The organism is Acidobacteriota bacterium, from assembly GCA_009861545.1.
Classification (GTDB): Bacteria; Acidobacteriota; Vicinamibacteria; order Vicinamibacterales; family UBA8438; genus WTFV01.
The window spans coordinates 1-22,676 of sequence record VXME01000100.1; the positions used below are offsets into that span (position 1 = coordinate 1).

General features: G+C 69.0%; 20 protein-coding genes. 11 read left to right on the forward strand and 9 right to left on the reverse strand.

The window, feature by feature from the left end; translation table 11 throughout:
- Window positions 1–333: 333 nt before the first annotated feature.
- Window positions 334–681 carry a hypothetical protein gene (locus F4X11_16310; protein MYN66568.1) on the reverse strand — a complete coding sequence of 116 codons (348 nt, stop codon included), beginning with the start codon at window positions 679–681 and terminating at the stop codon, window positions 334–336.
- Window positions 678–920 carry a hypothetical protein gene (locus tag F4X11_16315; GenBank protein ID MYN66569.1) on the reverse strand — a complete coding sequence of 81 codons (243 nt, stop codon included), beginning with the start codon at window positions 918–920 and terminating at the stop codon, window positions 678–680. The genes F4X11_16310 and F4X11_16315 overlap by 4 nt, the downstream gene beginning before the upstream one ends.
- A gap of 155 nt (window positions 921–1,075) precedes the next feature.
- Here F4X11_16315 and F4X11_16320 point away from each other — a divergent pair, with 155 nt between their 5' ends.
- From F4X11_16320 to F4X11_16330, 3 genes are all read left to right on the forward strand, one after another.
- Window positions 1,076–1,612 carry a hypothetical protein gene (locus tag F4X11_16320; protein ID MYN66570.1) on the forward strand — a complete coding sequence of 179 codons (537 nt, stop codon included), beginning with the start codon at window positions 1,076–1,078 and terminating at the stop codon, window positions 1,610–1,612.
- 419 nt (window positions 1,613–2,031) lie between these two features.
- Complete coding sequence (locus F4X11_16325; GenBank protein ID MYN66571.1) at window positions 2,032–2,310, forward strand: hypothetical protein; 279 nt, start codon at window positions 2,032–2,034, stop codon at window positions 2,308–2,310.
- Window positions 2,311–2,397: 87 nt separating this feature from the next.
- A complete protein-coding gene (locus F4X11_16330; GenBank protein MYN66572.1) occupies window positions 2,398–4,881 on the forward strand; it encodes an ABC transporter permease in 2,484 nt (827 codons plus the stop codon).
- Window positions 4,882–4,889: 8 nt separating this feature from the next.
- Here the strand turns inward: F4X11_16330 and F4X11_16335 are convergent, their stop codons facing one another.
- Entirely contained in the window at window positions 4,890–6,506 is a 1,617-nt protein-coding gene (locus tag F4X11_16335) for a DUF3526 domain-containing protein (protein ID MYN66573.1), read from the reverse strand.
- A complete protein-coding gene (locus F4X11_16340) occupies window positions 6,499–7,926 on the reverse strand; it encodes a DUF3526 domain-containing protein (protein MYN66574.1) in 1,428 nt (475 codons plus the stop codon). The genes F4X11_16335 and F4X11_16340 overlap by 8 nt, the downstream gene beginning before the upstream one ends.
- A gap of 541 nt (window positions 7,927–8,467) precedes the next feature.
- Here F4X11_16340 and F4X11_16345 point away from each other — a divergent pair.
- Entirely contained in the window at window positions 8,468–9,511 is a 1,044-nt protein-coding gene (locus F4X11_16345) for an amidohydrolase family protein (protein MYN66575.1), read from the forward strand.
- 36 nt (window positions 9,512–9,547) lie between these two features.
- Here F4X11_16345 and F4X11_16350 read toward each other — a convergent pair whose 3' ends face one another.
- On the reverse strand, window positions 9,548–11,674 hold the full coding sequence (locus F4X11_16350) for a molybdopterin-dependent oxidoreductase (GenBank protein MYN66576.1): 2,127 nt from the start codon (window positions 11,672–11,674) through the stop codon (window positions 9,548–9,550).
- 103 nt (window positions 11,675–11,777) lie between these two features.
- The gene (locus F4X11_16355; protein ID MYN66577.1) at window positions 11,778–12,641 is read right to left on the reverse strand and encodes a dienelactone hydrolase family protein; all 864 of its coding nucleotides are present in this window, start codon (window positions 12,639–12,641) and stop codon (window positions 11,778–11,780) included.
- On the opposite strand from F4X11_16355, the gene F4X11_16360 reads away from it, so the two are divergent.
- Together F4X11_16360 and F4X11_16365 are read left to right on the forward strand one after the other, a co-directional pair.
- Window positions 12,640–13,080 carry an STAS domain-containing protein gene (locus F4X11_16360; protein ID MYN66578.1) on the forward strand — a complete coding sequence of 147 codons (441 nt, stop codon included), beginning with the start codon at window positions 12,640–12,642 and terminating at the stop codon, window positions 13,078–13,080. The genes F4X11_16355 and F4X11_16360 overlap by 2 nt on opposite strands.
- A gap of 105 nt (window positions 13,081–13,185) precedes the next feature.
- On the forward strand, window positions 13,186–14,580 hold the full coding sequence (locus tag F4X11_16365) for a serine/threonine-protein phosphatase (protein ID MYN66579.1): 1,395 nt from the start codon (window positions 13,186–13,188) through the stop codon (window positions 14,578–14,580).
- A gap of 48 nt (window positions 14,581–14,628) precedes the next feature.
- Here the strand turns inward: F4X11_16365 and F4X11_16370 are convergent, their stop codons facing one another.
- The gene (locus F4X11_16370; protein ID MYN66580.1) at window positions 14,629–15,027 is read right to left on the reverse strand and encodes a cytidine deaminase; all 399 of its coding nucleotides are present in this window, start codon (window positions 15,025–15,027) and stop codon (window positions 14,629–14,631) included.
- 129 nt (window positions 15,028–15,156) lie between these two features.
- A complete protein-coding gene (locus tag F4X11_16375; protein ID MYN66581.1) occupies window positions 15,157–16,137 on the reverse strand; it encodes a hypothetical protein in 981 nt (326 codons plus the stop codon).
- A 260-nt stretch (window positions 16,138–16,397) separates the two neighbouring features.
- Here F4X11_16375 and F4X11_16380 point away from each other — a divergent pair, with 260 nt between their 5' ends.
- Window positions 16,398–17,663: an NAD(P)H-binding protein gene (locus tag F4X11_16380; GenBank protein MYN66582.1), complete on the forward strand. Its 1,266-nt coding sequence runs from the start codon at window positions 16,398–16,400 to the stop codon at window positions 17,661–17,663.
- Window positions 17,660–18,688 (forward strand): hypothetical protein, encoded by a 1,029-nt coding sequence (locus F4X11_16385; protein MYN66583.1) that lies wholly within the window; start codon window positions 17,660–17,662, stop codon window positions 18,686–18,688. The genes F4X11_16380 and F4X11_16385 overlap by 4 nt, the downstream gene beginning before the upstream one ends.
- Window positions 18,689–18,704: 16 nt before the next feature.
- Here F4X11_16385 and F4X11_16390 read toward each other — a convergent pair whose 3' ends face one another.
- Window positions 18,705–20,381 (reverse strand): DUF4143 domain-containing protein, encoded by a 1,677-nt coding sequence (locus F4X11_16390; GenBank protein MYN66584.1) that lies wholly within the window; start codon window positions 20,379–20,381, stop codon window positions 18,705–18,707.
- A 71-nt stretch (window positions 20,382–20,452) separates the two neighbouring features.
- Between F4X11_16390 and F4X11_16395 the strand changes: the two genes are divergently transcribed.
- From F4X11_16395 to F4X11_16405, 3 genes are all read left to right on the forward strand, one after another.
- Entirely contained in the window at window positions 20,453–20,995 is a 543-nt protein-coding gene (locus F4X11_16395) for a CDP-alcohol phosphatidyltransferase family protein (protein ID MYN66585.1), read from the forward strand.
- Between the two features lie 198 nt (window positions 20,996–21,193).
- Window positions 21,194–21,442: a type II toxin-antitoxin system RelE/ParE family toxin gene (locus tag F4X11_16400; protein MYN66586.1), complete on the forward strand. Its 249-nt coding sequence runs from the start codon at window positions 21,194–21,196 to the stop codon at window positions 21,440–21,442.
- 12 nt (window positions 21,443–21,454) lie between these two features.
- Window positions 21,455–22,654: a hypothetical protein gene (locus F4X11_16405; GenBank protein ID MYN66587.1), complete on the forward strand. Its 1,200-nt coding sequence runs from the start codon at window positions 21,455–21,457 to the stop codon at window positions 22,652–22,654.
- Window positions 22,655–22,676 lie beyond the last annotated feature (22 nt).

Sequence of the window (22,676 nt, forward strand, 5' to 3'; positions counted from 1 at the left end):
ATCCGCGCTACACCCTGTAGAATCAATCACTTGCGGGGTTTTCGACCGAACACTAGTTAGGTCAAGACTCCCACCAACGCAGTCCGCAGCTTGCGCTCCGCGGCCGACACGAGGACGACGGTCGCTGTGCGAACGATCGGACATCGGAGCACGCGCCATGGTCGGCGAGTTGCTGTCCTTGCACGAAATCATCCAACTCGCAGTCGGCTGGACCGATGTCCATCTGAGGTTCTGCGTCTTTCACACCAGCTTGCCCCGTCGTCGCGTTGAGGGGCGACGACGACGTGGGCGTCGACGCTGGGGTCGATGATCAGGTCGCCCGGACCCGCGACGCTATCTCCATCGCAGGCTCCGCTGTCGGCTTTGCCGCCAGCTATTCGGCGCGCCCGCCGACTCGTGGTCCTCGTCCGTGGCCGCCTCGTCGTCCTCTGCCTCCGGCGGCTCGTTCACGTTGACGATCGTCGGGCCGGCATCGCGCACCATGCCGTCCCGCCTCCCGACGGTGAAGCGCAACCGGTCGCCCACCGCCAGCCCATAGCTCACCTCGTCGCCATCGGCGTCCGACGCCGCCACCGCGCCGAGGTCGACCGGCTTCCGGCTGCCATCGACGTTCTCCCGCAGCTTGAACGCGTACCGGGTCGACTCGAACTCCGGCGGTTGGTTCGTGACCTCGACGGTCACCGTCGCTCCGACGCCGAGCCGCCCCGCCCGTCGGAGACCCGCACGCGGATCGTCACCCGGCCCGTCGCCTCCGGCGCCGTCCAGCGCGCCGTCGCCCCGTCCGTCGCACCGCTGAAGCTGCCCTCGGGGGCGCTCCAGGCATACGTCAGCGCGTCGCCGTCCGGGTCCGATGCCGTCGCCCGTCCGACAGAGGGCGCTTGGCCCGCATTGGCGCGGACCTCTCCAAGCAACTCGTTCAACCCGTCTGCACGGCTTCCGGCGGCTCACGACATGGTCGACGTCAATTCGTGCGCGGCGATCTCGAAAGCCAGTTCTGGTTCACCGCGACACCCATTACAGCCGGCACGCGGGTCGATCCCGGACAACGTGCCGGCGGTGGTAGACTCGGCGAACCATGCATCTAGCCACCAGGGTGCTGATAGTCGTCGGTTGCCTCCTGCTGATCCCGGTCACCGCGGTCCTCACTGCTGCCGCGAAGCAACGTCTTTCGGACGGCTCGGACTTCGTATTCTCGGGCGGCCCCCTCGTGTCGGGCGAGTTGCACACCGGCCCCGAGCCGGACTGGAGCTTCACCAACGACATCGTGACCATCGAGCTGCAGTTGGAGGACCCGCCGCGGTCCCGCACCATCTGGGTCGGCGAGCACGACGGCAAGCTGTACGTCTTCTCCGCCTACATGCGCAGCGCGGTCGGCCGGCTGTGGAAGAGCTGGCCGCTCCAGGCCGAGCGCGACGGCCGGGCGGTGCTGCGCATCGACGGCAAGCGCTACGAGCGCCAGCTCCGGCGCATCGAGTCGGGTCCGATCCTCGAAGGCATCACCGCCTCGATTGCCGACAAGTACACGTACAACATCAGCCGGGAACTCGTGCAAGCGGGCGAGATCTGGCTGTTCGAGGCGGCGCCGCGCGATCCATCCCGCCGACGCCGATGAACCCTGGCGGCAGGCCCTCGACGCCAGGGACGCTTGCGATCACGGCACGGCTGGACGCCTACGCGCCATCCGGCTCCTCACCGAGGAACGCGCCCCAGCCATGCTCAGCCGGCTGTCGACCGGCGCGCGGCGTCCCGTGTGCATAAAATGTACATGCTGCTTGGCACGCCTTCCGAGATTTGACACCCCAACTGACACCCTACGGAGCGGACGCCCGTACGATTCCTCCGTTCTCGCCGCCGCGGCGCCCCTGCAGTGGCCGCCACGGGTGATTCTGCCATCCATGCCTCGCATGACCTCGATGGACGTGGCGAGGACGTGGCGCGTCGGTCTTGTCAAGGCCGACAGCAAGTACGCCGGGGGACGGGCGCGATCGACGCAACTTGACTCTGGCCAGCCATTCCTCCTTGAATTGGCCCATGGCTCCGTCGAGGTGGATCGCGGCGATCGCGGCGGTGCTGCTCATGGCGCTCGCGCCGTTTGGCGTCGCTCTCCACGAGCACGGCGCCGACCCGCAGACCGACGGTCACACGGACTGTGATGCGTGTCTCTTCCGCCACCTGTCCGTGATCACCGCGGACGGCGCGCCCGCGCCGACCGCACCGAATCTCGTCGCACACGCCGTCGTTTCCACCCCTGCGGCCGGCAACTTGCACGTCGCTTTCGGCATCCGTCCCACGCGCGCCCCACCGGTGTAGTCCGGGACCGACGGCGCGGCTTCCATCTTCGCCGCGGACGCGGCCGCGCCTTTCCTACGCCACGGAAGCTGATGCGAGGGAGACCTGATGTCAACGCAAACGACGTATCGCTTCGAGCCGGGCGCCTCGCGAGGTTGGCTCAAGCATTTCGAGCTGTCGTGGCGAGCATTGCGGCGCGCGCCTTCGTTCGCCGTTCCCGCGGTGGTGACCATAGCCCTGGGAATCGGGGCTGCGACGGCTGTGTTCAGCCTGGTCTACGCGATACTTCTCCGTCCGTTCCCCTATCCGGACGCGGACCGCCTGGTGCGCGTGTTCACCGTGGCGGAGGGCGAGCAGGGGGCGGAGAGAAACTGCTCGCTGCTCGATATCGAAGAGTACAACCGGCGTTCGACCCTGCTGGAGAACATCGGCGGGTACACCGTCTTCGATTCGCAGATCGAGGGCGACGGTTTGGCGGAAGCCGTCGTCATCGCGCAGTTGAACCAGGAAGCCATGCACGCGGTGGGAGTGCAACCGGCCCTGGGTCGGCTCTTCACCGAAGAGGAAGATCGCACGGGCGGACCGGTGAACAAGGCGATACTCGGCCATGGGCTGTGGCAACGTCGTTACGGCGGTGCGCCCGACGCGCTGGGGAGCATGATCCGGCTGCCCATGGGAGAGTTCGAAGTGGTCGGGGTGATGCCCGCGGGATACGGGTACCCGGACCGGGCGACGCTGTGGCTCACGATGGAGAGCTGGTACGCGCTGGGGCTGGACACCTATCGCGAGAAGCAGCGTGATCAACGGTGGTACCCGACCGTCGCGCGCCTCGCGCCCGGCGTATCTCTCGAGCAGGCGCAGGACGAGATGGGCGCCGTGGCCCGGCAACTCGCGGCAGAGTTTCCCACGACCAACCAGGACGTCGGTGTTCGTCTCGTGCCTCTGCGCGACGCCGAGGTGGGCGAGGTGCGTCCCTACCTGGCGTTGCTGGCCGGCGGTGTGTCGTTGGTGCTGCTGATCTGCATCTTCAACGTCGCGAATCTGCTGCTCGCACGAGCTCTCACGCAGCACAAGCAGTACGTGGTGCAGGCGGCGCTGGGGGCGGGACGGTTCGAGCTGACGAAGGGATTCCTGGCCGAGAGCCTGCTGCTCGCCGCCGTCGGGGGTGCCAGCGGCGCCGCCGTCGCGTGGGTGGCCGTCCGCGCGTTCCAGACACTGCTGCCCGACTCGCTGCCGATGTGGATGCACATCACGGTCGACCCGCATGTGCTGGCATTCTGCTTCGCGGCGACGGTGCTCAGCGGGCTGGCGCTCGGGGTCGCGCCTGCCGTAATGGGTTCGCGAGTGAATCTTACCGAGGCGCTGAAGGACGGCACGCGGGGGAGCTCGGGCGATTCCTGGGGGCGCTCCGCGCTCGTCGTGACGGAAGTGGCCGCCTCGCTGCTGCTCTTGCTGGGTGCGGGACTCCTGATGAAGACGTTCGTGCAGATGCAGAACGCGGATCACGGTTTCGAGGCCGAGAATCTGATCGTGGCGAACGTGCGCAACAGCCAGTTCTCGCAAGCGCCGCGCGCGGAACGATCGGCGCTGCTCGCGGCGTATCACGAGCGGGTGCTGGCGCGACTGCATGCCATCCCCGGGGTCGAGAGCGCGGCGGTCACCAACTCGCTCCCCTATACGGGCGGCGCGTTGCGGCACGGACGGCTTCGGGTTCAGGGCCTGGCGGAGGAGGAAACGCAGTTTCTGTTGCCGACGACCGGAGCCGATGTCTCGTGGGACTACTTCGAAGCGATGCGGATTCCCTTGACGGCAGGTCGGTTCTTCGAGCGCACCGACGCGAGCGACAACGCGCCGGTGGTCATCGTCAACGAGGTCGGCGCAAGAGCGCTCTTCGGCGAGCGGAACCCGATCGGGCAGATGGTGCAGTGGGGAGACACCGTGGGACCGTCGAACCCGTACTGCCGCGTCGTCGGGGTGGTCGGTGACGTCAAGCATGAGGGCGCGGAGCGTGACGCGATCGAACTGTACTACCCGTTCACGCAATGGCCGGTGGGCGGCGGCTACTACGTCTTGCGCACGCGTCTGGACCAGACCGCGGTGTCAAGCGCGATTCGGGAAGCGATCTCGCAGGAGGACCGGAACGCGGCCATCGTCTCGATCCAGAGCATGACGGAACGAATCGACGGCGCGCTGTGGCAGCGAAGGCTCTGGGGCGTATTGTTCTCGGTGTTTGCGGCGTTGGCGCTGTTGCTCGCCAGCGTCGGGTTGTACGGATTGCTGAGCTACTCCGTTGCGGTGCGCGCGCGGGACATCGGGATCCGGTTGGCGCTCGGGGCAACGCCGGCGGGCGTACGGGCCATGGTCGTTCGACGCGGAATGGCATTGGTCCTGCTCGGACTCGCGATCGGGCTGGTGCTCTCGGTGGGAGCTCTCCGTACGATCGCGCACTTGTTGGTCGATGTTGCCGTGCTCGACTGGGCCATCTACGCGCCGGTGGCGGGCTGTCTGACAGCAGCCGGACTCTTGGCGTCGCTGTGGCCGGCCGTCCGGGCTTCGCGGCTCGACCCCGCGCAGTCACTGAGGAGCGAATAGACGACCGATCACACCGCGCAAAAGCGACGGAAGGCGACGACCGCGCCGGAGGTCCCGAACGCGGCGAACGCGGCGAGCGCGGCGAGCGCGGCCAGAGACCGCCGCACGATCGATCCGGCGGGTTCTTCCACATACTCGAAGGTCGGCAAGCGGTCGTAGTCCGCGGGCGAGAGCGCCGCCGCATGGAACACACGCGGCCAGAAAAAGGCGCGCTGCTCCGCCTGATAGACGGCCGCCAGTTCGAAGAAGCGTCGATAGCGGGCCTCACCCGTACCGGCCGCGTCGCTGAGCACGCGTTGCACGAGGGAGGCCGGCGCCAGCCATGCCCACCGATCGAGAAACGCGCGGCGCGAGACCAGGCTGTCGGCGATGCGATCCCGAACCGCCGCCGTGCGGCGCGCGACCGCCTCCTCCTGTGCCGCCAGCAGCACGTAGAAGAGGCTCATCTGCGTGAAGCGGCGATCGCCGGCGAGCTTCGGATGCCGCGCGAAGAAACCGTCGAGCAGCGGGTTGCCCACCGGCGCCGGCTCGACGATGGTGGTCATCGCCGCGTGCATCGACGCCTGGTCGTGGATGCGATCGCGGTGCCGTTCGAGGAACTGGCGGCGCAACGCCTCCTCGTTGGCGGTCACGCGCGCCTCGTTGCGCGCGCGGCGCGCGGCCTCCACGAGCTCGATGCGAGGCGGCACCGGGTGCAGCTCGGTGGCCGCGAGCGTGAGCGCGGACGGGAGCACGACCACCAGGACAATCCACAAGACGGCCAGCACCATCACGTTGTGCGCGGAGCCGCGGCCGGATGCGTTGATCCAGGCCGCGAGCGCGAGCCAGAAGGCGCCGTAGAGCACGACAGTGGCGGCCCACAGCAGCAGGCGCGTGCCGTCACCGGGCGCGGCGAAGCCGGTCGATGCGGCGATCCCGATCACCGGGCACAGGAGGGCGAGGCCGACGATCAGCACGCCGCGCAACGCGATCTTCGCGGCCACCAGCGTCCGCAGCCGGATGGGCTGGGCAAGTACGAGCGCCAGCGTGCCCTCCTCGCGCTCGGTGGCGAGCAGGTTGCAGGTGAGCGCGATGATCAACGGATAGCCGTAGACCATCACGAACAGCAGATCGAAGTGACCGACGAGCAGCCTGCGCGGGCTGGTCACGTTCTCGATCGCACGGCCGAAGATCGGCCCGGCGCCCTTCGACGGCAGTGCCTGCGGGTAGGGATTGATCCCGATCTCCAGCGTCATGACCGAGTAGACGTCCGGGTAGAGGTCCGTGCGGCCGACGGCGAGGGCCTCGTGCGGGGAGGGTGGCAGGACGACGTTCCGCTGCCGCGTCGCGGCGAGCACGAACTCCGGATCGCGAGGGCCGTATTCGGGTGGCCGGTCCGACGGCGCCCCCAGACGACGTTCGGCGTCCATGGCCTGTTGCCGGAGCTCGGCCACGGTCCGGCGGCCTGCCTCGGCCACCCGCTCGAGGGCGGAACGGTGCGCGGAGGCGCGCCGTTCCCCGGTGCCCAGCGCATAAGCCGCGAGGGCGACGAAGAGGACGAGCACCGTGACCACGGCGCGATCGGCGCGCAGCAGGCGCCATTCGTGGCGAAGCACCGTGCCCAACGTGCCCGAACGCTCAGACATGCAACCTCCGGACCGAGGCCAGCAGGCCGGCGGTGGCAGCCGTCAGCCAGAGGAGGAGCGTGGCGGTGGATGTCCACGTGTAGCTCGCCGCCCAGGCCAGCGGAGGCCGCACGTACTCGAATCGCGGCAGCTCGGCCCAGAGGTCGCGACCGCGAAGATAACCCGCGTAGAACGTCTCGTCGCCGGGACGCTGCGCGATCTCGTCGTTCACGGCGATGGCGCGGTTGAGCGGCTGCACCAGGTCCAGGCGATAGGCTTCCGCGGCGGCGGCGAAGCGGCGGTGGTGCGCGAGGTCGGTGCCGGACAGCGCATTCGAGACGTGCTGCAAGGCCAGCGCCGGCGCCAGCAGTCCGACGATGCGTCCGACCTGCTCCTGCCGTTCGTAGATGTCGAATAGTGCGTCGAGGTGGCGGCGGTAGATGTGACTGCTCTCGGCTTCGCCCTCGGAGAGCGCAAAGCCGATGGGACTGACCGGCAGCGCCTCGGGGCCGGCCACGCCGTACTCGGAGACGAGGCGCTTCGTCACCGCCTCCACGCGCTGCGGGAAGGGGATCATCCGCGCGAAATCCTCTTCGATGTCGGCGTCGAAGGCCGTCGCGAGCGGGGCGGGATGGACGAAGCCCGCAAGATCGGCACCGAGCCGCGGCGCGAGCAGACAGGTGGCGAACCAGAACGCGAGCAGCCCCGCCAACGCCTGCCGGCTCGTACCCGCGCGGGCCGACACCCAGAGCCCCACTGCGCCCCAGATCGTGAAATACGCGAGGTAGACGAGCGCGAGCGCGGCGGCGCGGCCCACTTCCTCCCGCACTTCCGAAGCGTCGGCCAGCGCGAGTCCTGCCCCCAGTAGCGCGGCGGGAAGCAGCACGCAGGCGAGGAGCAAGGCGACGGCCACGGTCTTTCCAAGGACGAGCTCCCAGCCGCGCACACCGGTGGCGAGCGCCTGGCGCAGCGTGCCCTGCTCCCGCTCGCCGGCGAACGTGGAGAACGTGAGGAGCACGATCACCAGCGGCACGAGGATCTGTAGCGCCGTGGCGGCCGTCAGCTCGCCGAAGCGTGCGCCCGGGGAGGCATCGGCGGCGGGCCGTCCCGCGAAGAGGTTCTGCTTGTGGGCTTCGAGAAAGACGAACGATCCGACATAGTCGTCGATCCCCCGGTCGACGGCGGCCAGGGGCGGCACGGGCTTGAACAGGAACATGCCGTAGTGGGCCGCCATGTGCGGATGCATCGCCCCCTTCTCGAGCCAGGCCTCGTGCTGTACGTCCGTAGCCGCCCGCCGCAGGGCGGCGGCCTGGGTGGAGCGCGTCCAGCCGACCCACACGGAGACGGCGAGCAGCAGCAGAAGCACACCCACGGCCCAGCGCAGACGACCGTCGCGCGACATCTCCAGCAGGTCCCGTCGCGCGACCTGGAGCGCGATCATGCTCTCATCCTTCAACAACGAGGACGGCTTGACAAGCGTTCAAGGTCTGCGGTTAGGTAACTGGCAATGGTGTCGATACCGCGGGGACGGTGGTTGGTCCCGGCCATCACGGTCATGTTGGTTGCGTTAGCGATCGGACCGGCCAGTGGGTTCTTTCATGGCCACGGGACCGGCGCGCCCGACGACCATTGTGCGGTCTGCCACGCGCACCATGCCTCCGCCATCGAGACACAGCACGCGCACGTCGGACTCGAGGCTGTCGCCCACACGCTCACACCGCTGCAGGCCAAGGCCGAGCGTGACGTCTGCCTCGGCGTCCACTTCTGCCGCGGTCCCCCCTGCCCTCCTCGCTCTAGTCCCGATCGCTCGGACACCACCAATCGCCCCGCGGGGTAGGCGCCGCCGGTCCCGTGGGCCATCGCGTAGGCGGCTGGAGTAGGGAGTGACGACCATGGATGACATCACACGACGGACGTTCTTCGGTCGAGCGGCGGCGGGAGCCCTCGGGGCCGCGGCGGTAACGGCAGGTCTGCCCGGCTCGATGCGCGCTCGTGCCCGGACCCAGCGCCCGGCGGCGCCGAGCGGTCCTCGCGCCGACTGGCTGGCATTGACTGACGAGGCCGTGCTGGAGCCGGAGCTGCCCATCATCGACCCGCACCACCACCTGTGGGATCGCCCGGGCAACCGCTACCTGTTGGATGAGCTGCTCGAGGACACGAACACACACAACGTCCGTCAGACCGTCTTCGTCGAGTGCACCTCGATGTATCGGGCGGACGGTCCGGAGGAGCTCCGTATCGTGGGCGAGACGGAGTTCGTGGAGGGCGTCGCCGCCATGAGCGCGAGCGGCCAGTACGGTGAGACCCGGGTGGCGACCGGCATCGTGGGATCGGCCAACCTGCTCCTCGGCGACCGCGTGGCGCCGGTGCTCGAGGCGCAGATCGCGGCCAGCCCGCAGCGCTTCCGGGGCGTCCGCCATCGGGCCGCCTGGGCGGAGCCGCCCGTCGTGGCGCGGCGTCCGACCGGACCCGAGCATCTGCTTCTCGATCCCGAGTTCCGTCGTGGCTACGCGCACCTGCGCCCCTACGGACTCACGTTCGAGGGCTGGCTTTATCACACCCACATTGCAGACCTGGCCGACCTCGCGGATGCGTTCCCCGACACGACCATCATCTTCAACCACCTCGGCGGGCCCATCGGGATCGGGCCCTACGCCGGACGCCATGACGAGGTCTTCGAGGTCTGGAGGCCGGCCGTGACCGAGCTGGCCCGACGTCCGAACGTGGTGGCGAAGGTGGGTGGGATCCAGATGGTCGTTAACGGCTACGGCTGGCACGAGCGCGACCGGCCGCCGACCTCGGACGAGTTGCTCGAGGCCAACGGCGACTGGTATCGCCACATCATCGAGGCGTTCGGGCCGCGGCGCTGCATGTTCGAGAGCAACTTCCCGGTCGACAAGCTGTCGTGCTCGTACACCGTGCTCTGGAACCAGTTCAAGAAGCTGACGCAGGGGTTCTCGGCCGACGAGCGGGCGGCGATGTTCCACGACACCGCGTTGCGGGTCTACCGGCTCCCGCGGGTCTGACGAGGCAAGCGGGCGACGCGTGCCGAAAGGCGGGTGTCAGGGCCGGCGCCGCACGGTCACCGGCAGGCCGTTGAAGGCGGCGTTGCCGCTCAGCGTATCGAGGTGAAGCTCGCTCGTCACGTCGTTGGCGCTCGCGCCGGCGTGCGCGCGTGCGACGCCGAGGCGGCTGCCTTCGCGGTCGTGGCCCCACCCGTGCGGCAGGCTGACGACGCCGGGCCGCATCGAGTCGGTGACCTCGACCGGGACGGTCACGCTGCCGGCCGCCGATCCGATCTCCGCCAGATCGCCGGTGAGGAGCCGGCGCGCTTCCGCGTCCTCGGGATGGACGAGGAGCGTGCAGCGCGCCGGTCCCTTCACCAGGCGCCGGCTGTTGTGCATCCAGGAGTTGTTGCTCCTGGACTGGCGTCTCCCGATCAGCACCAGTCCGCTCGCCCCGTCGCCGTCGGCCTCGGGGAGGAGGCGGTTGCGCGCCTCGCGCACGAACGCCTCGGGAGCGATGTCGATCCGTCCGTCCGGCGTGGCGACGCGGCCGGCGAGACGCCCCGGCTGGAGCGGGCCGAGGTCGACACCGTGCGGCGTGGCGCGCAGCCGGGCTAGCGTCAGGTCGTGCGGCCCCAGTCGCAGCAGCAGGTCGAGGACCCGCTCCGGCCGCAGCGCCCGGGCCGCCCGGGTGACCAGCCGGCGCAGCGGCCGCGGCGCGAGCGCGCGGCCACCCAGCTCCGCCAGGATCTCCCAGTCGTGACGCTGCGCCGGAGACCCGGGAACCGCGGGCTCGGCGTACTTCGCCACGTTGCGCACGGCGAAGGCGTTGAGCGCCAGGTCGTAATGCGGGCGGGCGAGCGGCGGCGCCGGCGGCAGCAGGACGTGGGCGTGGCGCGTGGTCTCGTTGAGGTAGAGATCGACCGCGACCATGTGCTCCAGCGTCCCCAGCGCCCGCTCGAGGCGCCGTCCGTTCGGGGCTGACAGGACCGGGTTGCCGGCCACGGTCAGCAACGCGCGGACCGACCGCGGGCCGGCGTGCTCGATCTCGTCCGCCAGCCCCGCGACCGGCAGTTCGCCGCCGAACTCCGGCAGATTCCGCGCGCCGCTCCGCCAGCGGTCGAAGGTCCCGCGCCAGCCCAGTCGGGCGAGAATGCCCAGCACGTCGACGGCAGGCGTCGGCAGCAGCATGCCGCCGACCTCGTCCAGCCGGCCGGTCGCCAGGTTCAGCGCCTGTTGCAGCCACGCCGCGAGCGTCCCGTGGCGCTGCGTGCAGAGCCCCACGCGGCCGTAGCACGCGGCCCGTTCGGCGTGCGCGAAGTCGACCGCGAGGCGGCGTATCGCCGCGGGGGCGATCCCGGTGCGCGGGGCCACGCGCTCGGGAGTCAGATCGCCGACGAGAGCGGCCAGCGCATCGATACCGTTGACGCGGCCCGCCAGCCGGCCGAGGCGCACCCGTCCCTGCGCGAAGATCACCTGCAGCAGGGCGGCCAGCAAGAGGGCGTCGGCGCCCGGCCGGATGGCGAGATGCGTGTCCGCCGCGTCGGCGGTCTCGGTGCGGCGCGGATCGACGACCACCACGCGCCCGCCGCGCGCCCGGATGCCGGCGAGGCGGCGGCGCATGTCGGGCGCGCTCATGAGGCTGCCGTTGGAGACGAGGGGATTGGCGCCGATGACGAGAAAGAAGTCGGTCCGGTCCACGTCCGGCACCGGGATCAGCCCGAAGTGTCCGAACATGCGCAACGCGGCCAGCATCTGCGGAAGCTGATCGGCGGAGCTCGCCGAGTAGACGTTGCGCGTCCCGAACGCCCGCCGAAAGGCGAGCCCGTGGGTCAGCAGGCCGAGGTTGTGCGCGACGGGATTGCCGTAGTAGAGCCCGACCGCATCGCGGCCGTGCCGGCGGCGGACGCCGGCCAGCCCGCCGGCGGCGCGATCGAGGGCCTCGTCCCAGGAAGCCTCGCGCCAGTCCGAGCCCGTGCGGATGAGGGGCGTCCGAATACGCTCGGGATCGTGGTGCAGATCGGCGAGCGCCGCCGCCTTCGGGCAGACATAGCCGCGGCTGAAGGGATCGTCGGGATCGCCGCGGACCGACCGGATGCGCCGGCCGTCGACCTCGACCAGCAGGCCGCACATCGCCTCGCAGAGCGGACAGGTCGTGATGCGCGGCGCCGGTTGCCGGCTCATGCCCGAGACGCGGAAGGTGTGGAACGCATCGCCGCGACGGCCGGGCGCCGCCTCGCCGCGGGACGCAGGAAGCGCGGCGATGCGTTCCGGGAACGCGCGTTCGTCAGAGCGCGGTCTCGAACAGGGCGAGCAGACGGCTCCACGCCCGCTCCGCCTGCGCCTCGTGGTAGACCTGCGTGTCCGGCGGGCACCAGCCGTGCAGCGCGCCCTCGTACACCTCGATCTCCGCCGGCAGCCCGGCCTCCGCGAACACGTCGCGCAGGACGTTCTTCGCCTCGGGCTCGGCCTCGTCGTCGTCCTCGGAAATAGCGAACAGGTAGTGCGCCGTCATCTGCGGCACGAGCAGGTGCGGGCTGTCCGGCTGGTCGGTGACGAGGCCGCCGCCGTGGAACGAGGCGCCCGCGCCGATGCGGTCGGGCAGGGCCGCGGCCGTCCGCATGGTGATCGGGCCGCCCATGCAGTAGCCCATGGTCCCCATCTTCCGGTTGCTGTCCACCGACGACTGGCTGTCGAGGAAGCCCACGAACGCCTGCGCGTCCCGCACGTGGGTCTCCGCGTTCAGCGTGCCCATCAGCGGCCTGACGATGGGGGCCACCTCGGCGAAGTTCGTCGAGTCCACGATGGGCGCGCGCTGCGACCGGTAGTACTGGTTCACCACCAGCACGGAATAGCCGGACTCCGCCAGCCGCTTCGCCATCTGCCGCTTCGCCGGTCGCAGGCCGAAGGCGTCGGGCCAGATGAGAACGCCGGGATGGGCGCCGCTCGAGGGGTGCACGAAGTAGCTGTCGCACACGCCGTCGGGGGTCGTGACGTCGATTTCGGATTCGGTGACGTCCTGGGCGTTGGCCGCCCGGGGCAACAACATCGCCAGTCCGGCGCCGGCCGATACGGCCCCGAACTCGCGCCGGGTCAGCCCCTTCGCGCGCAGGTACCTGACGTGGTCGGCAACGGTTCTCTCATCACACATGGCGGTCTCCTCGCTGGGATCTCTCCCGGGACAATGTCAATCCCTCCGCCTCGATTCTAGCAGCCCGGTCTGCGGTAGTCTTCTCTGCGTGACCGACACGATCCGCATCGACGTGGACCACGAGAGAGAGACGCTCATCCTCACGCCGCGCGGGCGGCTGGACACCACCTCGACCGCCGATTTCGAGCGGCAGGTGATGGTCCATCTCGGCAAGGGCGCCACGCGGCTGGCCCTGGACTTCGACCACCTCGATTTCGTCGGCAGCTCCGCCCTCCGCATCGTCCTGATCGCCGCCAAGGCGCTGCGGGCACGCCAGGGGCGCTTCGCCCTGTGCAACCTCAAGCCGCACGTCTCCGAGGTCTTTCGCATCTCCGGCATCCACCGCGTCATCGACATCTACGGCACCCGGAACGACGCTCTCGCGGCCATCGACGCTTGAACCTGCGGGTCCGCCCGAACCGCGCGTCGGCACCCGCGCCGGCATCCCGGTCGGCCACCCTGCAAGCCGGCTCCGTTCAGCCTCGACTACCATTGGCGCGAGCACGTGGCAGAGACGCAGACCCTGACGGCGGAAATCGTGGAGATCGCCTACGGGACGATCCTCTTCTCGACCGGACTCGCCCTCGTCGTGCTGGGGGTGGCATTCCGTTCCGCCCGCTCCTACGAGGTGCCCGCCTTCGGCGCGGCCATTCTGCTGCACGGCATCCGTGCCCTCGGCGACATCGAAGCGGTCCGCCTCGCCTCCGGCCTGCCCGACGCGGTCTTCGACTACAGCGGTCCCATCTGTCTGTACTTCGTCTCGGCCGCCGCCTACATCTTCCTGGAGCAGTACTGGGGTTCCGGGCTGTGGAACTCGTTCCGCCGCATATGGCAGTTCCACCTCGTCTTCGCCGTCGTCGCGACGGCCGTCGACTTGTACACCGCGGCTCCCGGCCACTCGATGGAGCCCTACGGCGTCCTCGTCGTGGTCTATCGCGTCGTCCTGGTCGTCAACCTCGTCACCGGGTCGCTCAAGACCCGCCCCGAGGACGTGTACGTCCTCTACGGTTTCGGAATCGTGGTGCTCTGCACGATCCACGACGTGCTGGTCACCGCCGGGGTCCTCGAGTGGACGGCGCGCGCCAGACCCTTGGGGGTCCTGGCGTTCATGGCCGGTCTCGGCTACTCCATCCTGCTGCGCGCCCGGGCCAACCAGCGCCAGCTCGGCACGCTCTCCACGCAGCTCCGGACCGCCCGCCAGATTCAGCAGTCGCTGCTGCCTCCCGAGAGCGTCCATCCGAGCACGTGCCGGCACGCGGTCCGCTATATCCCCATGGAAGCCGTGGGCGGGGACTTCTACGACTTCGTCCCGATCGACGAGCATCGCTTTGCAGTCCTGGTGGCCGACGTCACCGGTCACGGCATTCCGGCCGCCCTGATCGCTTCGATGCTGAAAACCGCCGCTGCCGCGCAGTCGCGCATCGCCGACGACCCGGCCGAGGTCGTACACGAGATCAACCAACGGCTGCACGATCAGCTCGACGCGCACCTGGTCACCGTCGTGTACGCCGTCGTCGATACGCAGGCGGGACGAATCGCGATCGCGAACGCCGGCCACCCGCCGCCCCTGCTCCGGCGTCGCGGCGCCTTTACCGTGCGCGAGATCGGAATCGCCGACGCCGCCATCGGCCTTCTGGCCGACGAGCGTTACGGCGCAACGCGGATGGCGCTCGAGCCGGGCGACCGGCTCCTGTTCTACACCGACGGCGTCACCGAGGCCGCCTCCCCCAGCGGCCGCCACTTCTCCGTCGAGCAGGTCAAGAGCACGCTCCGCGAGCGACCCGACGTCGACCTCGAAAGCTGGGCCGACTACCTGCTCGAAAAGGTCCGGCGGTGGACCGGCCGGCCGACGCTCACGCTCGACGACGACCTGACGCTGGTGGCCATCGACATCCCGTAGCCCCGCGCGGCTGCGATGCGTGAATCGGGGTCGGCGCCGCACGGCCGGTCAACGAATCTCGTCCGGTCCGAACGCGTCGGGAAGCATGTCGCGCAGCGTGTGATGTTCGTTGACGAGCAGGGTTCCTCCACCCGCTTCGAACAACAGTTGTCGACACCGCCCGCACGGCTTGCCCGGCTGCAGATCGTCGAGGTTTCTTCCGGCCACGACAGCCACGGCGAGAAGCTTGCCCCCGCCACTGGAGTGCAGTGCACAGACGAGCGAGCACTCGGCGCAGAGCGCAAGCCCGTAGGAGGCGTTCTCGACGTTGCAGCCCTCGACGACGCGGCCGTCGTCGACGAGCCCGGCGGCCCCCACGTAGTAGCCCGAGTAGGGGGCGTAGGCATTGCGGGCCACCGTCCGGGCGCGCCGAAACAGATGGTCCCAGTCCGGCCGGACGTCGCTCATGCTGGCAGGAACGCAGTGAAAGCGTTGGGCGCCCGGAAACGTGGTCCGGGCGTCGGCGCCCGAACGTGGTCCGGGTGGGCGTGGGCGCCCGGAGAGTGGTCCGGGCGCCCGGAGCGTGAAGTCGCGGCCCTATTTGGCAGCCGCGGCGGCCGCTTCGTCGGCCCGCGCGCCCGTGAGCATCGTCTCCATCGAGTAGTTGCCCTCGTGGCAGGCGTACTCGAACAGCGGCAGGTCGCTGCGCACCATCGGCAGGTTCACCGTCCACGGCGCGACCCAGGTCTCGGGGTCGGTCACGGTGTACTCGTACTCCAGGGTGTCTCCGTCGACGCGGGTGAAGCGCTCCTCGAGACGCATCTCGGCGCTCGCGCCCCGCCAGTTGCGGTCGACGTCGAAGTTGGCGGTCTCGACCACGAGGGTGTCGCCTTCCCAGCGCCCGCGGGAGACGCCGGACCACTGCGCGAGCTCTTCATCGAGATCCGAACGTCCGTCGATCGGCACCACGCGCACCGTGTGCACCATCTCGGTGAGCAGCACCACCTCGTCGGGGGTCTGGAAGATCTGCACGTTCTGGTTGTAGCCGCCCGGCGTGATCGGCGGTCCGGCGTTGAAGCCCGTCAGGCAGCGGTCGGCGTTGCTGAAGTCGGTGTAGGAATTCTGGATCCGATCGCTGAACGAGCCGCGGCCGTCGGCGCGGCGCGCCTCGCCCGCCTCGGTCATCTCGGGCAGCCGTCCGTTGGGCGGATCGATGATCAGCGAGGTGCGCCGCGTGCCGATGACGCGCGTGCCCCGGTCCATCCAGAAGTTGTTGTAGCCGCCAACGCTTCCGCCGGCCTCGGTGCGCCGGGCGTCGGCCTCCCAGAGCTCGATGTCGCGCTCGACCGCGTTCCGCTCGCGCTCGGCCGCTTCCTCTTCGGTCAGAAACGCCTTGTCGCCCAGGTCCTCGGGCCGCTCCATCGGGGTGATGGTCCGAAAGTCCCAGATTCCCTGCAGATCCGGCGCGTCCCAGTCGGTCCGCGGCGCATCGTCCTGCGCCAGGGCCAGGGCCGGCAGGGCCAGCAGTCCGGCCAGCGCGATCAGCGCCAGCCTCGTCGTCGATCGTCCACGTGTCATCGCAAGACCTCCACAGTCGATACGGATTCCCGGTTGATCGCCTACCATAGCATGAGCCGGCGCGCCGGAGCGCGCCGGATTCGGCCGACGCGGCGTACGCGTACCGGCAGACGGGAGACTGCAATGACGGACAGGCAGATCGAGAGCATCACGCTGGCCGCGGTCGCCGCGATCATGGTGCTCGTCTACGTCTTCGTGACGCCCTGGAACCGGATCGCGGGGGTGCGAATCGGCGGGGCCCCGACGCCGCCGCCGGTTGACTGGCGCACGGTGGACGACCAGCGCGTGATCCAGCTCAAGACGGGCGGCTTTCCCCCGTTCGTCGTCAACGTCGTCTACGCCGGCGCCGAGGACGGCGTGATCACCGCGACCCGGCCCGACGGCGGCTACTGGGCGCGCCAGGCGCGGGCGAATCCGGACGGCTGGCTGCGGATCGGCGACGCCACCTATGCCATGCGGGCGACCGAGATCCTGGGCGACGACCGCCTGCCGCTGCTCGAGGCCTACGGCGGGAAGAACGGCATGCGCATGGACGCGGGCCCCTCGGGCGGCATGATTCAGGGCCAGGCCGAGCCGCTCAGCACCTGGGAGGTCTTCTTTTGGACGCCGCGGTGAACCAGGACGCCGGCCGCGGCGCCGTGGCGATCACTGGAGCCAACAGTGCGGTCGGCAAGGCGCTGCTCGCGCAGATCGCCGGTCGGGACACGGCGCGTGCGGTGGCCCTGGTGCGCCGGGAGGCGGCGCTGGAAGTCCTGCCCCGCTCGCCGCGCATCGCGTTCCGCGTCGTCACCTACGACCAACCCGAACGCCTCGTCGAGGCGCTGACCGGCGCCGGCTGCGTCGTGCACCTGGCGGGCATTCTCTTCGAGAGCCGGACGACGAGCTACCGGACCGGCAACGTCGAGAGCACGCGGGCGCTGGTCGCCGCGGCGCAGTCGGCGGGGGTGCGGCACATCGTGCTCGTCAGCTCCCTGGGAGCGGATCCGCGTTCCCCGAACGGCTACTTCCGCTCCAAGGGCGAGGCCGAGCGCCTGGTGATCGGCTCCGGGCTCAAGGCCACGATCATCCGCACCCCGCTGCTGCTGGGCCCCGCAACGGCCGGCGGGCGCTCGCTGCTGCGCACCGCGGCGGGCAGGTCCGCCCGCGTCCTGGGGGGCGGATCGCACCGGCTGCGCCCGCTCGACGTCGACGATCTGTGCCGCGCCATCCTGGGCTACTGCCGGGAGTCAGGCGCCGGCGTACGGATCCGCGCCATGGTCGGCCCGACCATCCTCACGCAGCGTGAATTGCTGCAGCAGACCGCACGCCTGCTCGGTCACGACCTGACGGTCCGCTCGACGCCGGTGTGGCTGGCCAGGCTGGCGGCCGGAATCGCCGGTCTGGTCCGCACCGGCGGCCTCACGCCGGCGGTAATCGAGGTCATCACCTCCGACGAGGCGAATCTGTGCGTCGACCGCGCCCCGGCCGCCGCCCTCACCCCGTTGTCCGACACCCTGGCCCGACTGTGCGAGACCCGAGCACCATGAGCGAAACACCTGTCGAGACCCGAGCCCCCGGCGACGCCCCTTCCGGCGACGCGCCGGCCGGCGACGCCCCGGCCGGCGACGCCCCTCCCGCGCCCCCGGGCCGCGGCCTGGCGGGACGCCTGGGGTTCCTGGCCCTGAGCATCGCCTGCTTCGCCTATCTCTACTTCCGGCTGAACGGCGCCGCGGCACGCGAGGAACTCTCCCTGGTCGACTACATGACGGGCGTCTTCGCCAACGTCGAGTGGCTGTCCTGGATCGCGCTCATGATGGCCTACTCGGGCCTCTACTTCGCCATCGACACGCTGGTGGTGAGCCGCGCCCTGAACTGGTTCATCTCGCCCATCCGCTACCGCGATCTCCTGCCGGTCCGCGCGAGCGCCTACATCATCTCGATCTTCAACGAGCAGATCGGCAAGGGCGCGATGGCCTTCTACCTGAACCGGCGCCACCGGGTTCCGGGCTGGGAGGTCGGCTCGGTGATGCTGTTCGTGATGTTCTGCGAGGTGTTCTACCTGCTGTTCTGGGCGACGGTCGGCTTCGCCTTCAGCGGCGGTTCGCTGCCCCCGGCGTTCGCGCTCGTTCCCTGGCTCGCGGCCGGCGCGATGATCGTCTTCGTCGCCTGGGTGCTGTACTTCAGCGGCAAATTGTGGCCAGGCAGCGGCCTGCGTGACAAGCGGATCCTGCACGCCTTCCGGACGGCGCAACTCCGGCACTACGCCCTGTTCCTGGCGTTGCGCTCGCCGGCGCTGCTGGCCGCGGTCGTCGTCTACACCGTCGCGCTACGCCTGTTCGGCGTCGAGGCGTCATTCCTCTCGCTGCTCGGCTACCTGCCAGTGGTCTTCTTCGCCGCCGCGGTGCCGACGCCGATGCGCGCCGCCGCCATCACGTTCTGGGTGATCCTGTTTCCGGAGAACGAGGGCCAGATGGCCGCGTTCGGCTTCGTGCAGCACAACTTCTTCATCCTGTTCAACGCCCTGATCGGGGTCGCGTTCTGGCCGCGGGCGCAACGAGAGCTGTTCGGGTAGCTCGGCAACCGGGCACCTACGGGTTGGTCGCGGGCTGATCGTCGGCCGGGCTGTACTCCACCAGCGCCGCTCCGTCGAGGACCTTGGCGACCCGAACCAGAAACCGCCGACGGCGCGCCCAGCCCGGCTCCGTCGGATCCGGTCCCTCCGCCGCGTCGAGTTCCAGGACGCGATGCGCCCCTTCGACAAGGTCGATCGTCACCGCCTTCCTCTTGACCACCACCGGGACTTCACTCCCGGGCAACACGCCTTCGAAGACACCGGCACCGCCGCCCGGACGCGCCTGCAAGCGAACATGGAGTGCGCGTTCGTCCGGTATCCATGCCGGTTCTTCGTGTGCGGCGAATCCATCCTTGGCAACGAACACGGTCAGCGGCAGATGACGTGGGAGCAATTTCATCGTTGCCCGGCCCTGCTTGTCTGTTTTCGCCGACTTCCACGTCCTGTCGGGAAACACCGCGAGCACGCCGGCATCGGGAACAGGGCGCCCATCCACGAAGACCTGAACGAGCGGCTCTACCTTCGGAGGGGCAGCCGAGCGTACAAGGCGCCACGGCACCAACCGGCCGGGCGTGCGCTGCTGAACATCGTCCCCGCCGTAGACCACGGCTGCATCGCATCGCGACCGCAGATCCTGCAGATGGGGGCGCACGCGCTCCAGACCCGCCAACAGGCTCGACGCGGGCGTGGCGGCAGACTTCGCCTCGATGAGCGTCAGGTCGTCCGGTTCCTCGACGACGAGATCGAGCTCCGCCCCGTGGCGGTCCCGGTAGAACGAAAGACCGCCGCTGCGTCCGCCGTGCGTGCGATGCTTGAGGACTTCCGACACTACCCAGGTCTCGAACAGTGCACCGCGAAGCGGGTGCGACCGAAGTTGCTCGGACTCGCGAATCCCGAGCAGCCAGCACGCCAGACCGGTGTCGTGAAAGTACAGCTTCGGCATCTTTATCAGACGCTTGCGCAACCTCATGCTGAACGGTGGCAGGTGGAAGGCGATGAAGCTCGCCTCCAGAATGCTGAACCAGGCCTTGGCGGTCGGCTGCGAGATGCCGCAGTCGTCGGCCAGGGACGAGTAGTTCAGAAGTTGCGCGGTTCGGCCGGCGCAGAGCTCGACAAAGCGCTGAAATGTGGCGAGATCGCCGACGCTGCCGATCGTGCGCACGTCCCGCTCGATGTAGGTCGCGACGTAGGAGCGCAGCCAGTCGGAAGGGCTGAGGTTCCGATTGTGGATGTGCGGGTAGCCACCACCGAACAGGGCGTCTTCGAGACTCGCGGGGTACTGGGCAAAGCGCCTGATCTCGTCCCAGGACAAGGGCAGGAGCTGATGCATGGCGGTTCTCCCCGCCAGCGACTGAGTGACCGATTCGAGCAGCGCGAAGTTCTGGGACCCGCTCAGTATCCAGCGTCCGGGAGTCGGGTCTGCGTCGATGATGCCCTGCAGGTACGACAGCAGATCCGGTACGCGCTGCACCTCGTCGAGAACTGCACCACGCGGAAACTGCGCCAGGAACGCCCTTGGATCCCGCTGCGCGAAGGCCCTGTCGTCCGGCGACTCGAGGGAGCGATAGGGATGATCCGGAAACGCCGCCTGACACAGCGTCGTCTTTCCGCTCTGCCGGGGACCGGTGAGCGTGATGGACGGGGCCCAGGTAGCGGCTCGGTCCAACTCCGCGGCGAGGTTGCGATGGATCACGAACAGAATGTACTACGGCAGCCGGCTAATTCAAAAACTCATTTTGAATTAGCCCAACCGCCGAAGATCTCATGAGAATTCAGGCTCACCTGCTCACCGGCTTGCGGCTCGCCCTGGCGCTGCCGCTCGCCGTCGCGTTCGCGCGCCCGGATTCCCTGAGCCCCTTCGTGGTCGCACTGCTGCTGGCTGCGGCCATCGGCAGCGACTACTTCGACGGCGTCGTGGCTCGCCGGCAGGGCACGGCGTCGGCCGGCGGTCAGCTCTTCGATCACGCCACCGACTGCCTGTTCGTGACCGCCTGCCTGGCCGGAGCGGCGCTGGCGGGCTCGGTCCCGCCGGTGCTGCCTGTTCTGGTCGCGCTGGCGTTCGGTCAGTACGTGCTCGATTCGTACTGGCTCCACCGCCGGAAACAGCTTCGCATGAGCACGATCGGACGCTGGAACGGGATCGGCTACTTCGTGCCGCTGGTCGTACTCGCGGCGGCGCGGCTGGAAATGGTTGCGGCCCTGACGCCGTTGCTGACCGCGATTGCCCGCATCGTCGCCTACGCGCTGGTTGCGTCGACCCTCGTTTCCATCGTCGATCGTGCGACCGCCGTGCGACCTCGACGATAGCACCCCGCACCGAAGGCCGCGAATCCAGCGGCACGACCCTTGCTTCTCGATTGTGACGTGCTCGTCGGCGCGGCACGGCGGGGCGCGGGCTCTTGAGGAAGTGTCTCAATCTTGCGACAATCTCCAGTACGGGAGGTAAGGTTCATCGGGTCGTCGCTCAACGATCTTCGCGCCTTGCCGAAACCTGCGCGGCAGGACATGGGCCGGCAACTCGATCGGGTTCAGCGTGGACTCGATCCGAATGACTGGAAGCCCACGCCCAGTGTCGGCCCCGGCGTCAGGGAGATCAGGGTTCGCGACGACACCAAAATCTACCGGAGCATCTACGTGACGAATCTCGACGATGCCGTCTACGTGCTGCACGTGTTCACGAAGAGGACACGGAGGACGCCGACACGGGACATCCGGCTCGCGAGGTCCCGACTGAGGGCGCTTCGGTCGCGGTAAACGGCGGGAGACATGATTATGGAGATACACCCGAGCGAGAGCGTTTGGGATGCCGTCGCGGACGATCCGGCAGAAGCGGCGAACCTCAAGCTGCGTTCTCAACTCATGGATGCGCTTGAATCGTACATCGGTCACGAGGCGATCACGCAGACGGAGGCAGCCTTGCGGTTCGGGGTGCCGCGGTCGCGCGTGAGCGAACTCGTCAACGGCCGAATCAGCAAGTTCACCATCGACAAGCTGGTGAACATGGCCTCCCGAGTGGGGCTCACAACCAGGATTACAGTGGAGAGGAGTGCACCTCCCCGCTCGGTCCTCGACGCCGCCAACGCAAACGTCGGATTGGAGAACGCGAAGAAGCAGCGGAGAGTCGCACGTGCGACCCGGTTCGCGCTCATTGCCGCCGTCGACTGGTCGGCGCGGTCACATCCGAGTCCGGCTCGCGAGACGGCGGACAGTATCTGGATCGCCTGGAAGCGGACGGGTGACGACCCTCGACCAAAGTACTTCCGCACTCGAAGCGACGCGGTTGCGCACCTGGAGAGTCTGCTTGATGAAACCCAGGGGCCCAGCCTGCTGGCCTTTGATTTTCCGTTCGGCTACCCATTCGGGAGCGGCATGGCCGCGAAACGGAACCTGTACGCAGAGATCGCGCGACGGATCAACGACGAAGCCGACAACTCGAACAACCGCTTCGACGTCGCCGCCAGACTCAATGCCGAGCTCAACGCCGACCGGCCGGGTCCGTTCTGGGGCTGCCCGCCGAGCGAGGAGAGTCCGACGCTGACCGCGAAGGCCGACAACCGCCGGGGCGGCCCATTCGCGGAACGGCGGCTGGCGGACGAGCGCCTCGCCGGTCGCGGAATCCAGACCTGCTGGAAGCTCTACACCAGGGGTGCGGTCGGCTCCCAGATGCTGCTCGGGCTCCCGGTTCTGCATCGCCTCCTCCAGCGCCCGGACGTCAGGCTCTGGCCGTTCGAGACCGGTTGGGACCGGAAGCTCGACGGTACGGTACTCGCGGAGATGTGGCCGACGCTATTCCATGTCGCGTACGACGTGCACCCCATCAAGGATGCGTGCCAGGTTCTTGCATCGGTGCGCTGGATGGACGAACACATCCCGGACGGCCTCGCACGGCCTGCATCGATCGATTGCGACGAGGAGGCGAGAGTGATGGCGGGCGAGGGGTGGATTCTCGGCCTGGATGCGCGTTGACCTCCCAGCGGAGCTCACCGTC